Source organism: Halarchaeum sp. P4 (assembly GCF_051195175.1).
Lineage (GTDB): Archaea > Halobacteriota > Halobacteria > Halobacteriales > Halobacteriaceae > Halarchaeum.
This window is the reverse complement of sequence record NZ_JBNTKC010000001.1, coordinates 306,492-319,584: the sequence shown is the minus strand read 5'-3', so window position 1 is coordinate 319,584 and position 13,093 is coordinate 306,492. Positions and strand designations below refer to the sequence as shown.

At 69.2% G+C, this 13,093-nt stretch carries 16 protein-coding genes; 8 read left to right on the top strand and 8 right to left on the bottom strand.

The genetic code is table 11. From position 1 onward, the window contains the following. Window positions 1-31: 31 nt before the first annotated feature. Complete coding sequence (locus ACQUS8_RS01705) at window positions 32-1,831, top strand: rhomboid family intramembrane serine protease (protein ID WP_435095992.1); 1,800 nt, start codon at window positions 32-34, stop codon at window positions 1,829-1,831. Here the strand turns inward: ACQUS8_RS01705 and ACQUS8_RS01700 are convergent. From ACQUS8_RS01700 to dph2, 3 genes are all read right to left on the bottom strand, one after another. After that, window positions 1,822-2,454: an METTL5 family protein gene (locus ACQUS8_RS01700; RefSeq protein ID WP_435095989.1), complete on the bottom strand. Its 633-nt coding sequence runs from the start codon at window positions 2,452-2,454 to the stop codon at window positions 1,822-1,824. The two genes, ACQUS8_RS01705 and ACQUS8_RS01700, sit on opposite strands and share 10 nt — an antisense overlap. A gap of 38 nt (window positions 2,455-2,492) precedes the next feature. Beyond that, complete coding sequence (locus ACQUS8_RS01695; protein WP_435095986.1) at window positions 2,493-3,017, bottom strand: hypothetical protein; 525 nt, start codon at window positions 3,015-3,017, stop codon at window positions 2,493-2,495. A gap of 127 nt (window positions 3,018-3,144) precedes the next feature. Beyond that, a complete protein-coding gene (dph2, locus tag ACQUS8_RS01690; protein ID WP_435095983.1) occupies window positions 3,145-4,179 on the bottom strand; it encodes a diphthamide biosynthesis enzyme Dph2 in 1,035 nt (344 codons plus the stop codon). A gap of 137 nt (window positions 4,180-4,316) precedes the next feature. On the opposite strand from dph2, the gene ACQUS8_RS01685 reads away from it, so the two are divergent. Both ACQUS8_RS01685 and ACQUS8_RS01680 read left to right on the top strand, forming a co-directional pair. Next, a complete protein-coding gene (locus tag ACQUS8_RS01685) occupies window positions 4,317-4,514 on the top strand; it encodes a DUF7576 family protein (RefSeq protein ID WP_435095980.1) in 198 nt (65 codons plus the stop codon). 54 nt (window positions 4,515-4,568) lie between these two features. Further along, window positions 4,569-5,399, top strand: a complete 831-nt coding sequence (locus ACQUS8_RS01680; RefSeq protein ID WP_435095977.1) for an MBL fold metallo-hydrolase — start codon at window positions 4,569-4,571, stop codon at window positions 5,397-5,399. Here the strand turns inward: ACQUS8_RS01680 and ACQUS8_RS01675 are convergent. Continuing rightward, window positions 5,396-5,977 carry a response regulator transcription factor gene (locus tag ACQUS8_RS01675; protein ID WP_435095974.1) on the bottom strand — a complete coding sequence of 194 codons (582 nt, stop codon included), beginning with the start codon at window positions 5,975-5,977 and terminating at the stop codon, window positions 5,396-5,398. The genes ACQUS8_RS01680 and ACQUS8_RS01675 overlap by 4 nt on opposite strands. A 30-nt stretch (window positions 5,978-6,007) precedes the next feature. Next, window positions 6,008-7,459: an ATP-binding protein gene (locus ACQUS8_RS01670; protein ID WP_435095971.1), complete on the bottom strand. Its 1,452-nt coding sequence runs from the start codon at window positions 7,457-7,459 to the stop codon at window positions 6,008-6,010. Window positions 7,460-7,556: 97 nt separating this feature from the next. Between ACQUS8_RS01670 and ACQUS8_RS01665 the strand changes: the two genes are divergently transcribed. Both ACQUS8_RS01665 and ACQUS8_RS01660 read left to right on the top strand, forming a co-directional pair. After that, window positions 7,557-8,453 carry a hypothetical protein gene (locus ACQUS8_RS01665; RefSeq protein WP_435095968.1) on the top strand — a complete coding sequence of 299 codons (897 nt, stop codon included), beginning with the start codon at window positions 7,557-7,559 and terminating at the stop codon, window positions 8,451-8,453. Window positions 8,454-8,534: 81 nt separating this feature from the next. Next, window positions 8,535-9,299 (top strand): CehA/McbA family metallohydrolase, encoded by a 765-nt coding sequence (locus ACQUS8_RS01660; RefSeq protein WP_435095965.1) that lies wholly within the window; start codon window positions 8,535-8,537, stop codon window positions 9,297-9,299. 111 nt (window positions 9,300-9,410) lie between these two features. Here the strand turns inward: ACQUS8_RS01660 and ACQUS8_RS01655 are convergent, their stop codons facing one another. Then, a complete protein-coding gene (locus ACQUS8_RS01655; protein ID WP_435095962.1) occupies window positions 9,411-9,695 on the bottom strand; it encodes a hypothetical protein in 285 nt (94 codons plus the stop codon). Window positions 9,696-9,782: 87 nt separating this feature from the next. Here ACQUS8_RS01655 and ACQUS8_RS01650 point away from each other — a divergent pair, with 87 nt between their 5' ends. Both ACQUS8_RS01650 and ACQUS8_RS01645 read left to right on the top strand, forming a co-directional pair. Next, a complete protein-coding gene (locus tag ACQUS8_RS01650; protein ID WP_435095959.1) occupies window positions 9,783-10,331 on the top strand; it encodes a SprT-like domain-containing protein in 549 nt (182 codons plus the stop codon). A 120-nt stretch (window positions 10,332-10,451) separates the two neighbouring features. After that, window positions 10,452-11,768 (top strand): MFS transporter, encoded by a 1,317-nt coding sequence (locus ACQUS8_RS01645; RefSeq protein ID WP_435095956.1) that lies wholly within the window; start codon window positions 10,452-10,454, stop codon window positions 11,766-11,768. On the opposite strand, the gene ACQUS8_RS01640 is transcribed toward ACQUS8_RS01645, so the two are convergent. Both ACQUS8_RS01640 and ACQUS8_RS01635 read right to left on the bottom strand, forming a co-directional pair. Next, window positions 11,765-12,031, bottom strand: a complete 267-nt coding sequence (locus ACQUS8_RS01640; protein ID WP_435095953.1) for a DUF7521 family protein — start codon at window positions 12,029-12,031, stop codon at window positions 11,765-11,767. The two genes, ACQUS8_RS01645 and ACQUS8_RS01640, sit on opposite strands and share 4 nt — an antisense overlap. Before the next feature lie 100 nt (window positions 12,032-12,131). Further along, the gene (locus ACQUS8_RS01635; protein ID WP_435095951.1) at window positions 12,132-12,479 is read right to left on the bottom strand and encodes a helix-turn-helix domain-containing protein; all 348 of its coding nucleotides are present in this window, start codon (window positions 12,477-12,479) and stop codon (window positions 12,132-12,134) included. Between the two features lie 93 nt (window positions 12,480-12,572). Between ACQUS8_RS01635 and ACQUS8_RS01630 the strand changes: the two genes are divergently transcribed. Then, on the top strand, window positions 12,573-13,079 hold the full coding sequence (locus ACQUS8_RS01630; RefSeq protein ID WP_435095949.1) for a PadR family transcriptional regulator: 507 nt from the start codon (window positions 12,573-12,575) through the stop codon (window positions 13,077-13,079). Window positions 13,080-13,093: the final 14 nt, after the last annotated feature.

The following is a 13,093-nucleotide window of genomic DNA, read 5'->3' as shown; positions in this document are numbered from 1 at the left end:
AAGGGTCCGCAGGGCAACCCGCGAAGTGTATATGGTCTCGCCCGCGTTCCTCGCCGGCGCGCTCGCGACGGTGGCGTGCTGGTCGTTCGTCGTCGCGCTCGCCGCCGTCCGCGCCGTCCGCCCCGGGACGGCGCTCCGCGCAGGCCTCCCCGCCGGCCCGCTCGTCGGCCTCCTCGTCCTCCTGCCGCTCGGCTTCCCGCTCGGCGCCGCGCTCGCCGCCGCCGTCCCCCTCCTCATCCTCTTCTCGCTCGCGTGCGTCCGCGCGCTCGACGGCGTGACGAGCGAGTGGGGACGCCACCTCCGCGCGCGCTTCCTCTTCGGAGTCCCGTGGGGGACGCTCCTCACGGTGCTCGGCGTCGCGCTCTTCTACTGGGTCGTGCAGGGCGGCTGGGCGCACCCCTACCGCCCGCTCTCGCTCCCGTTTACCTCGTGGTCCTACCTCTACCCGCTCGGCGTGCTCACCGCACCGTTCGCGCACGCCAACCTCGGGCACGTCACCGGGAACCTCATCGGGACGCTCGTCTACGCGCCGCTCGCCGAGTACGCGTGGAGCCACTACCCGACCCGGCGCGGCGACACGTCCTTCGGGTCGTGGCGTGCCAACCCCTTCGCCCGCGTCCTCGCCGTCCCGCTCGTCGTCGCCGTCGTCGCCGTCGCCACCAGCGTCCTCGCGTGGGGCCCCATCATCGGCTTCTCCGGCGTCGTGTTCGCCTTCGGCGCGTTCGCACTCACCCGCTACCCCGTCGCCACCGTCGTCGCCGTCGCCGCCCAGAGCTTCGTCTCCACGGTGTACTACGCCCTCCGCGACCCCATCGTCGTCGCGTCCGCCAGCCCCTCGTACGGCGGCCCGTGGTGGGCGGGCGTCGCCGTTCAGGGGCACGCCACCGGCGTCTTCCTCGGCGTGCTCCTCGGCGCGCTCCTCGTCGCCGCGCGCGACGACCGCCCCCGGGCCTTCCGCCTCTGGGGCGCCGCGGTCGTCTACGCCGCGAGCGTTCCCCTCTACATCATCTGGTGGTACCGCGGCCCCGCGACCTACGTCCTCTACCGGGGCCTCGGCGTCCTCTTCGTCGTCGCGCTCGCGCTCCTCGTCGCCGCCGGCGTCCACGCCCGCCCGCGGCCGCTCTCCTCCCGCATCGACCTCGGCGTCACCCGCCGACAGGTCGCCGCGCTCTGCCTCCTCTTTCCCCTCCTCGTCACCGCCGTCGTCGCCGTCCCCATCAACCTCACCACCGTCGCCGACGGCCCGCCCGCGAACGCCGACGACGCCGTCCACGTCCAGGACTACGCCGTCACCTACGCCGAAGACGTCCCGAACAAGCGCGTCGGCGCCGTCGACATCTCGCTGCTGAACGAGTCCACGAGCGTGAACGCCAGCGGCGTCATCGTCTCGAACCCCGACAGACACCTCTGGACGCAAGCCGTCTCGAAGGGGTCACTCGCCTTCTCCGGCCGCGCCGCCGTCCGTGTCGGTGGCGTCGGCTGGAGTGAGCAAATCCGCATCAGACGCACCGGCTGGACGCCCGTCGACGCCGCCACCGTCTACCAAATCGAGATGACGAACGCCACGGGCGCGTGGAATCAGGTCTACGCCTCCGAGAACGCGACCGCCGCGCTCGTCGTCGACGGCCAGCACGTCACCGTCGCGAGCGTCGACGAGAACTTCTCGCTCGTCGTCTCCCGGGCGAACCGGACGCTCGGGCGCGCGCCGCTCCCCGGGGAGAACGAGACGACGCGCGCCGGCGACCTCCAGTTCCGCCGCAACGGCACGCGCATCACCGCCAGCGACGGCGCCACCCGCGTCACCGTCGCGACGAAGGAATCCTACGCCTGAGGCCCGCCCCACTCGACGCGGAACACCTCAACGTCGAGGGCTGCCCGCGCGTCCGTGTGGAACTCGAACTGGTTGTTGAGGTCGAGTTCCGCCGCGAACGCGTGCGTCACGTCGCCGCCCGCATCCGCCGCGAACGACTCGACGAACGACTGGCTCCCGCCGTTGTGTATCGACCACGAGACGCCCCCGAGGGCGGCGGCCGTCTCCAGGAACCGCCGGTCCGCGTGGCGGTTTCCGAGTTGTGCGCCGAACGGCGGGTTCATCACCACCGTCGGCGCCTCGTCGCCGAACGCGAGCGGGAGGTCGCGCGTCGCGTCCGCGCGCACCCAGGAGACCCGCTCCGGCGGGGCGACCCGTCGCTCGTTCTCGCGCGCCACTGCGAGTGCCGCCGCATCGACGTCGACGCCGACGACCCGCGGCGGGTCGCGACACGCCGCGCCGAGCGCGAGCATCCCCGTGCCCGTCCCGAGGTCGACGACGGGCGCCGCCAGGTCGCCCTGTAGGTCCGCCGTGTGGAGGAGGTGCGCCGCGAGGCCCGCGGGCGTCGGATACTGCTCGCGCTCGACGTTCGGGTCGCGAAACCCCTCGACGGCCGCGAGTCGCTGCTCGAGCGCGCGCTTCATACACGAGAGAAGTAGGTGTGCGGTGAAAGCGGTGTCGCCTACGCCGACTCGTCGTACTTCCGGTACCACGTGTGGACGACGGCGCCGACGCCGACGCTGCTCACGACGAAGCTGATGAGCCACCCGACCGCCGGGACGGCGGCGACGAGACCCGCGAACGCCGCGCCGGCGACCAGGTGCCCCCAGCGCGTCGTCTCCCAGCCCAACCCCTCGGCGGCGCGCCCGCCGACGTAGACGTAGACGAGGGCGTCCCCCGCGAACTTCAGCAGGAGGCCGACGACGACGAGCGGGATGACGAGGAGAATGCCGATGACGGTAAGGACGAAGACGATGCCCACGCAGACGAAGACGACGAGCGTCCCGAGCCCCCAGAGGAACGACGGGAACGGCTCCTCGTCAACGACGCCGAGCAGCCGCTCGAACCAGTCCTCGGCGAGCGCGAGCAGCAGGCCGCCGACGAGCAGCGTCCCGACGAACGCACCGACGGCGCGCCCGACGACGCCGAGTGACTGCTGGACGCTGAACACGTCAACCTGCTGGAGCGGGAGCAAGAGTGTACTCATACCCGCCGAAGACTCGCGGACCGGCGAAAAGCGTTGTGTCGGCCGCGCCGCAGTAGTTCTCGCGTTCTCACGCCCTCACTGTCGGCGTTCGGGCTACCCCGAACCCGCCCGTTCGGGCGGAGTCGGGTTACCAGGTGCCGTGGAACGTGTCGAAGGAGAGTTCCTCGAGCGGCTTGTTGCCGACGGCACACTCGTACTCGCCGGGCGTCAGCATCGGCTTGTGGAAGCGCGGGCCGTCGTCCGTGGTGATGCGCGGACAGCCCGTGTTGACGAACGCGTCCATGTCGAAGTTCCGGAGGCGGTCCGGCGTGACCTCGTCCATCGTGATGAGGTAAGCGTTCTCGTTGTTCTCGACGATTTCGTTCGCAGTCTCCCAGCGGCCCTGCCCGATCTTCGTGCAGAAGATGACGCCCCACTTCTCGGCGTCCATCGCTTTATGCACCGAGGCGTAGCGCTGCTTCATGAACTGCTCCGTGTCCGCGAGCGTGACGACGTTGTTCACGGGGTCCGCGATGACGACGTCCTTGTCGGGGTGCTCCATCGCCAGTCCGAGCGGGTGGAACTTCCCACCGCCGACGTAGAGAATCTGGTCGGCGTCGATGTCCGCGGAGGCGTAGTTACACCCGAGGACCTGGCCCTCGTGGGTGAGGCGCTCGTCGCCACGCCGCGTGTGGACGTCGAAGCCGCGCTCCTCGAGGTACTCGCGCATCTCGTCGAACTTGTTCATGTGCTGGGCCGTCGTGACGAGGCCGACGTCGCCCGTCTCCAGCTCCTCGAGGGACTCCTCCATGATGGGGAGGACGTCGACGTTCGAGAAGAGCGGGACGTAGATGATCTTCTCCGACTCCTTCATCGGGGAGTGGCCGAAGTGGACGAAGACGTCCGTCCGGCGCATCATGTAGGTGTCGAGGTCGCAGGCACCGTAACACGGCTTGCCCGAAATCATCACGCGCGTGTCGTCCGGGAGGAGGTCCCGGAGGTCGTCGGCGACGTGCGGCGCGCGGCGCTTCAGTCCCTCGGGGAACTGGAGGCCGACCTTCTCGGCGTCGCGTTCCTCGACGGCCTCGACGATGCGGTCGAGTTCGTAGTCCCACGTTCGGTCGTGCTTGAGCGACATCCCAGTGTTGCGGAGGTCGCCCGCCGACCGCCCTTCCTGACTCATTAGGACCGTATACTGTGTCGCGCCGTATAACCTCGGCGTTCCGGGTGGTGTGCGAACAGAGTCCCGCGGGGGTACTTGACGACCCTGATTACCCAGCCACGGGCGTTAATCGACGCAGGGGCGTAGAGAAGCAAGAGATGGCGAAACGGGGAGCGCGAGACACGCCCGGCGACGTCGAGTTCGACCGCTGTGCGAACTGCGGTTCCGAACTCGGGATGGACGAGTGGCAGCCAGTCTCGACCGTCGAGGGCGAGGACGGCGTGCTCTCCTTCTACGCCTTCTGCGACGACGCCTGCCGCGACGCGCACGCCCGCGACTTCGACGTCGAGGAGTGAGACGGGTTAGTCGCTCCCGGAACGCTTAGGGCGGGCGCACGCACACGTCCGACCATGACGACGAGCGACTGGGGCGACTGGCTCCCCCGCGCGGTCGACGAAGCCGACCCGGACGGTGTCGCCGCGTGGTACCTCGGTTGTAACGGCTTCTTCCTGAAGGCGAGCGACGGCACCACCGTCCTCGTCGACCCCTACGTAGGCACCGGCAGCCCGCCGCGGACGATTCGGATGATTCCCGTGCCGTTCGACCCGGACGACGTCGAGCACGCGGACGCGGTGTTCGCGACGCACGAGCACACCGACCACGTCGACGAGGAGAGTCAGGCACCCGTCCTCGAGGCGCACGACGCAACCTACTACGCGCCCGACGACTCCCTCGACGTCGTCGCCGAGGAGGGGTGGCGGGAGGACTACGACGTCAGTGAGGAGCAGTTCGTCGAAGTCACGGAGGGCGACACCCTCGAGGTCGGCTCCTTCACCGTCCATGTCGTCGAGACGGACGACGTCGACGCGACCCACCCGGTCGGCTACGTCTTCGAGCACGAGGCGGGGACGTTCTTCCACGCGGGCGACAGCAAGCCCAGCGACTCCTTCAGCGACGTCGGCGAGCGCTTCGACATCGACGCGGGCGCGCTGGCCTTCGGCACCGTCGGGAACGTCCCGGACAAGGAGACGGGCGTCCCGAAGCGCACGCGCTGGTACAACGACGAGAACCAGATCATCGAGTGCGCGAGCGACCTCCAACTCGACCGGCTCGTGCCGACGCACTACGACATGTGGAAGGGCCTCACTTCTGACCCGAAGGTCCTCCACCACCACGCGAAGAGCTTCGACTACCCCGCCGACCTCGAAATCGTCGAAATCGGCGACCGCTTCGACCTCTAGGGCTCCACGCCCGGCGGCGGTTCGACCCCCGAGGAGAGGTCGACGACGAGGTCGTCGGCGTCGAGGGGTTCGCCGTGGCGCTCAGCGGCCGCCTCGGTGGCCGCCTCGAGTTCTTCGAACGCCTCGGTGTCGGCGATGGCGTCGCTGTTGTAGACGCGGAGCGCCGCGTGTCGCTCGGCGAGCATCGCGTGCTCGCGGCGGGCCTCATCGAGGTCGGCGCGCTCGACCATCGCGTCGACGGCCGCGCGCAGTTCCTCCTTGTCGATGGGCTTCGTGAGGTAGGCGTCGAAGGGGAGGGCGGCGACGCTCTCGTCGGGTTCGAGCGCGGAGACCATGACGACGCCGGCGTCGTAGCCGCGCTCGCGGAACTCGCGCAGCACGTCCTCGCCGGAGGTGCGGGGCATCATGCGGTCGAGGACGACGGCGTCGATGTCGTCGTCGAACGCCTTGATGGCGTCGTCGCCGGTCTCGGCGGTGCGGACGTCATAGGCGTCGAACAGCCAGATTTCGTAGGTTTCGAGCACGTCGACGTCGTCCTCGACGGCCAGTACGACGGGTTTGGATGAATCGGGTGACATGGGTGGGGGATGGAGTGGCTGGGGTTTAGTTCAGACGGCGGGGAGGGTGACGACGAACTCGGCGCCGCCGAGGTCGCTGTCCTCGACGCGGACGTCGCCGCCGTAGCTGTTCACCATCGTGTCGACGAAGAACAACCCGAAGCCGGAGCCGGACCCCGAGCCGTCGTTCGGGTTGGAGACGCCGCGCCGGAAGACGTTCTCGCGGTGTTCCTCGGGGACGCCCGGGCCGTCGTCCTCGACGCGGACGACGACTTCGTCATCCGTCTCGGCGGCGGTGACGCGGACGGTGGGGTGGTCGCTGTCGTTGTGGACGACGGCGTTCCGCAGGAGGTTGTCGAAGACGTCGTCGAGCATGTCGTCAGCTTCGACGGCGAGGCCGTCCTCGACCTCGGACTCGACGGTCACCTCCTGTCGGGTCTCGCGGAGCGCCTCCACGCGGCCGTCGAGGACGGCGCTGAGGTCGACGCGGTCGTGGCCGGCGCCCTCGTCAGTGAGCGCGTCGAGCGTGGTTCGCATCCGGTCGATTTGGTCGGTGATGTCCTCGCTGCGCGCGGCGATGGTGTCGGCGTAGCCCGCGAGTTTGCCGTCGAGCTCGTTCGAGAGAAATTCGGCGCGCGAACGGATGACCATCATACCGTTCTGGACGTCGTGGCGCAGGAGGCTATGGAGGAACTCGAGTTGCGTGGTGCGCTCCTCGAGCGCCTGCTCGCGGGCGCTGGATTCGCGTTGGAGTGCACGCTCGCGCTCCTTCTGCGCGGTGATGTCCATGAAGACGGCGTGTGCGTGGATGCCTTCGTCGCCCGCGAAGAGGTTCGCGGTGCGGAGGAGGTAGTCGCGCTCGCCGTGTTCGGTCTCGACGTGGACTTCGGCGTCGACGTCGCGGCCGGCGCGGAGTTCGGTGGCGATGTCGGGGAGGTCGGCCTCAACGATGTCGGTGAGGTCGCCGCCCTCCTCGCGGTCGTAGCCGAAGGTCTTGCGGAAGGACTCGTTCGCGCGCTCGATGCGGACGTCCGTCCCGGAGACGGTGACTTCGGCGATGGCGGAGTCGATGTGCTCGAAGAGCCCCTGGAAGCGCTTGTGTTCGCCCCGGCGCTGGGCTTCCCGGACGCCGCCGAGGAGCGAGAGGCCGACGACGAGCGCGAGAATGTCGATGACGACGGCGGCGGGGTCGAGGTGGCCTTCGATGGCCTGTACGCCGAGCGTCCACGCGATGATGCCGACGCCGACGAGGGTGCCGAGGCCGACCCACTTCGCGATGACGGTGAGGTATTCGACGTCGCTGTTCGTCGTCGCGATACGATAGGACATCCAGACGAGGATTGCGGCGAGGGAGAGCGGGACGACGTTCTCGACGAGTCCGAGGCCGACGCTGGACCCCCGGAAGGTGCTCGCGAAGGAGTCGAGTAGCAAGACGCAGATGAGCGCAAATCCCACGAGGCCGACGAGTACGGCTGCTGCCCCCTGTTTCTGTCTCGCGGACATAGTTTCTCCTAACAATCGTATGCAGAAAAGGGTTGGTGGAGACGGATTCGCACGAAACACAACCCGTAAGCCGGCGGGTCGCTAGTGTCCGACAACGATGGAGCCAGTCACCGTCGCCGTCCCACGGAAGGGTCGCCCGCTCGAAGCCGTCCTCGACCGGCTCGCGGGCCATCCGTCCGCACAACGGGTCGTCGACGAGGTGACTGAGACGCTTCGACACGAGAAGGCCGTCACCAAGGGACAGGCCGACCCCGAGGACGGCGTCTACGAGCGCCTCGCGGCCTACAGCGACCCCGGGGACCCGTACAGCCCCGACTACACGCTCCTGCGCGACGACCGGGCGGGCAAACCCCGGCGCGTCGTCTTCGACAGCCTCACCCTCGACGTCGCGGACGTCCCCGTTCGGCTCGTCGGCCGCGAGGAGCCGTTCCGCGCGCTCCGCAAACACGAGTTCGCGCTCGGCTTCGACAGCGCGGACCTCGTCCTCGAGGAAGTCGTCGGCCTCCGCGAGGAGCCGCTCGCGACCATCGCCGACCTCAACGCCCGCATCGACCCGCAGGACACCGACGTCCGCGTCGTCACCGGCCTCGGCGACACGGTGTATCACACGCTGATGGGCAAGCCCGCCGAGCTCGGCACCGACGCCCTCGACCGGACGTTCCTCGCCCAGTACGAAGGGCCGCTCTGCATCTCGCCGCGCTACGAGCGCCTCGTCGAGGCCGTCATCGGCCTCGACGCGCTCGAGGGCGTGGAGTTCGTCTACCCCGAGGAGGGCGAGGAGGAGGAGGCCGCCATCGCCGACGTCGGCCTCGGCGTCTACCTCACCGTCACCGGCTCCACCGCCCGCGAGCACGGCCTCGAACTCGGCGAGCGCCTCTTCCCGAGCGAGACGGTGCTCATGGAGAACGTGAGCGAAGTCGGCGACGGCGAGGCGCTCGAACGCGTCCGTGACGCCGTCGCCGCCGGCGTCGACACCGAACTCCCCGTCGCCTGACGCGGCCGTCTCCTGTCGAGTGTGAACGTGCCCCGTCGTCGGGAAGCAAGGCTATACGTGCGGCCCACCTACTTCTCGAGTATGTCCACTCTCCGACTGGACCCCCACGTCCACTCGGACGCCTCCTACGACGGCCACGAGCCCGTGGAGCTTATCCTCGAGCACGCCGCCGACATCGGCCTCGACGGCGTCGTCATCACCGACCACGACGAGATTTCGGCGTCCCTCCGCGCGGCCCGCCTCGCCCCCGACTACGGCCTCGTCGGCGTGCCCGGCGTCGAAGTCTCCACCCAGCACGGCCACCTGCTGGCCATCGGCGTCACCGAGTGTCCGGACCCCGGAATGGGGTATCGCGAAACCGCACGGACGATCCGCGAACTGGGCGGCGTCGCCGTCGCGGCCCACCCCTTCCAGCGGAGTCGCCACGGCGTCAAGCGGCGCCACCTCGTCCCGGACGAACCCGAGGCCGACCACCCGGTCGACGCCGTCGAGGTCTACAACTCGATGCTGTTCACTGGCTACCGGAACCGCCGCGCGCGGCGCTTCGCGCGCAGTCGCGGTCTCCCCGCCATCGGGTCGAGCGACGCCCACTACCTGATGAACGTCGGGCGCGCCTACACCGAGATCGAGGTCCCCGGCCCGGACGCGCCCGCGAACATCGACGCCGAGGACGTCGTCGACGCCATCCGAACCGGCGCGACGGCCGTCGACGGCAAACGCACGCCTATCCGGCGGAGCGTCAGCCAGTACGCCAAGGGGGCCGTCAGAAAGAGCGTCTTCGAAGTGACGTCACGCACCCCGTTCGTCCCCGCGTATCCCGTGTCGATGCGCGAGATGCGGAACTGAAAGCGGGTGCAGGGGGCGCAGGATGTGGCTCCCGCGTCCGTCGGACACTCGTTCTCGCGCCAGCAAAGGCGTTCGTATGTGGTCTCTTGACGTCTCGGGAGGGCTCCGGAGTCAGTGCTCGACGCCGAGTTCGTTCGCGCGCCGGACGGCGAGGTCAGCCACCTGCTGGACGCTGAGGTCGGACTGGTTCGCGAGCACGCGACAGAGCATCCCGAGCTGGGTCGCCGCCGTCTGCTGGAGTTCGCGCGGGTCGTCCGTGTCGTTCCCGAAGAAGAACTCGTTCTCCCCGCCCTCGTCCAGCACGCCGAGGTAAATCGACGTCAAGTCCTCGCGTTCGAGTGCCTCGGCGGCCTGCTCGCGGACCTCCTCGAACTGCGTCGTCTCGCTCTCGCTCATACTCGCAGGTGGCGCGGCGCGCGGAAAAACGCACGGACACCGGCGGACACCGAGCGTTCAAGTGTGGAGGCGCCCCACCCACGCCCGATGGAGTTCGACTCGGACGCCGCCCTCCGCGGCTGGCTACGCCACGAAGTCCGCGCCGCCGCGGAGCGCGACCTCGTCGCCCTCGACCCGGCGCTCGTGGACGTCGCGGTGTCGGCGCACGCGAAGCGCCGCGCGGGCGCGTGCAGACACGTCCCGCTCCCCGACGGCGCCGTCGGCACCCGACCCGACTGGGACGCGGTGGACGACCGCCACCGCGAGGCGACGCTCGTGCTCGCTCGGCGCGCCGCCGACGCCTTCGACGAGGCGACGCTCCACGACGTCGTCCGCCACGAACTCCTCCACGCCGAGCAGGTGCAGGCCTACGGCGTCACCGACCACGGCCCCGCGTTCCGCGAGCGCGCCGCCGCGCTTGAGGTCCCGCTCACCTGCCCGCCGTTCGCCGACCCCGCGTATCGGCTCTACTGTGCGCGTTGTGGCGACGTCGTCGGGCGGCGCTACCGGCGCTGTCCGACCGTCGAGACGCCGGAGAACTACCGGACGGGGTGTTGTTCGGCGGCGCTCACCGTCGAGGAGTGCGCGCCCGAGTAGCGCTCGCCTCTGCCGAAGCCAAACTACTTTTAGTGGCTCCTGACCGAGTGTTCAGCAGTCGATTATGTACGCGTTCCGACCATCTCACGTAGCGCGCGCTCCGCCGTGCGGAGGGTCGCGATGGGCGTAGTCCGCTACGTTCAGAACCTCTTCGCCGTCGACCGGCGCGTGCTCGTTCTCGCGCTGGCGCGCGCGATGGACTCGCTCGGGAACTCCTTCCTCATCGTCGTCCTCCCGCTGTTCATCGGGGACGTCATCGCCGGCGGCGCGACAGCGGGCGTCACCGTCGGCGTCCCCGGGTTCGAGGTCTCGCTCGCCCAGAGCCTTGCCGTCGGCGTCGTCCTCTCGATGTTCGGCTTTCTCAACAGTTTCGGCCAACCGTTCACCGGCCGGTGGTCCGACCGCACCGGGAAGCGCCGCGTGTTCGTCCTCTTCGGCCTCGGCGTCCTCGCGGTGACGAACGTCGCCTACGCGTTCGCGGGGAGCTACCTCCAGTTGTTCACGATTCGCGCGATACAGGGCTTCGGCGTCGCGTTCACCGTGCCCGCGACCATCGCGCTCGTGAACGAACTCGCGACACAGGAGACCCGCGGGAACAACATGGGCGTCTTCAACACCTTCCGCCTGCTCGGCTTCGGCCTCGGACCCATCTTCGCGGGCGGCCTCGTCCACAGCGGCCCCTACTTCGGTGGCGCGCTCACCGGCTACAACGCCGCGTTCACGATTGCCGCCGCCGGCGCGCTCCTCAGTTTCGTCCTCGTCACGCTGCTCGTCGAGGACCCCGAGACGGTGGAGGCGGACGCCGGCGACGACCTCTCCATCGCCGTCCTCGACCACGAGCGCGAGGGGAAACTCCTCGACCCCGTCTTCACGCTCGGCGTCGCCTCCCTCTTCATGGCCATCGGCATCGCGCTCCTCGCCGCCATCGAGACGCAGGTGAACGCCCGCCTGAACCAGACGGCGTTCCTCTTCGGCATCGAGTTCGCGGCGTTCGTGCTCGCGCAAGTCCTCCTGCAAGCCCCCATCGGCGACGCGAGCGACACCTACGGCCGCAAACCGTTCATCCTCGGCGGCCTCCTGTTGCTCGCGCCGTCGACGGCCGCACAGGGGTTCGTCACCGAACCGTGGATGATGATCGTCGCGCGCTTCGTGCAGGGCATCGCGGGTGCCGCCGTCTTCGCGCCCGCGATGGCGCTCGCCGGCGACTACGCCCGCGCCGGCCAGTCCGGCACGCAGCTCTCCGTGCTGACGATGTCGTTCGGCCTCGGCGTCGCCATCGGCCCGCTCGCCTCGGGCGCGCTCGCCGCCATCTCCTACGCGGCGCCGTTCGTCCTCGGGGGCGTGCTCGCGCTCCTCGGCGCGCTGCTCGTCCACACGCAAGTCGAGGACACGGTTCGCAGCGAGGAGGCGCCCGAGCCAGCGAGCGCGGCGGACTAACGGTAGAGCGAGAGGTAGAGCGTCGCGAACCCGACGATGAACGGGAGCGTCGCGCCGATCTCGAACACCGGCCCGACGGTCAACTGGTCGGAGAGCACCGTCAGCCCGACGCCCATGCTGACGAACGCGAACCCGATGAAGGCGTATTCGAGGCGCTGGGTCCCGTTCCGACGGTAGGCCTCGAAACTGATGAGCGTCAGACCCAGCGTGAGCGCGAACAGGACGAGACGGAGGGCGACGAGGACGATGCTCGCGAGCGACATCAGACGGGTGGAACGTTCGTGACGGAGCGCATAAACGTACTCCTTCTTCGCCTGCGCGAACGCGCGCCGCCGGGGTCGGCCGCCGCTCCGGCGCGCCGGGTCACTCGCCGCCGAGCTCCGACCAGAGGTCGCTGAAGCGGTCGGCGAGGTCCTCGTCGCGGCGGACGTCCACCTCGTACGCGTCATCCTCGAGGCGAACCGAGAGCTCCTCGAACGTCGAGGAGTAGCGCTTGTAGTGGTTACCGTCGGGCGCGACGGCCGTCTGCGCGGCGACGAGATCGCACGCCTCCAGGTCGTCGAGGCGACGGTAGACCGTCGGGAGCGAGACGTCGAGCGCGTCGGCGACTTCCTTCGCCGAGCGCGGCTCGTCGTTCACTGCTGCAAGTACTGCACGAGAACGGCTGTCTCCGAGAGTGTCGAGCAGTTCGTCGGCCCCCACGAATGACACAATTCAAGTCGTGGGTACGGCTCTAGATTAAGCTTTCTCAAACAATGAAACCACTCTCACCTGCTTAACTACCACTAGAGCGTCGGGAGAGGTATGAAGGAGACCTGGGGAGGAACTCTGGAATCGGCCGGTTCGAAGCCCGAACAGATTACCGTCGAGAGCCTGCTTCGCGAGATCGAGACCGGCTCGCGCTCGGAAGACACGACGGACGCGCGGCCCGTCGAGATACTCGACGACGCGCTCCGCACGCTCGACGCGGGCGATGAAGGCTTCCACTTCGACGAGGGCGTCGTCAAGCACAGCCTCGACGAGCTCCTGCTCGTCCTCATCGCGCTGCACGCGGACGGCACGCACGGCAAACAGCTGATGGACGACCTCGCGCGCCTGTTCGACGCGCGCCTCAGTCCCGGCACCGTCTACCCGCGCCTCCACGATATGGAGGACCAGGGGACGGTGTCCGTCCACGAGATGGTGCGCACGAAGGAGTACACCATCGCGGACGAGACCGGTGCGGAGGCCCGCGTGCGCGAAGCGATGAACCAGCACCTCGCGATCGGCCGCTTCCTCCAGCACGCGCTGGCGGACGGCGACCTCTTCTAGCGGCGCGGCCCGAC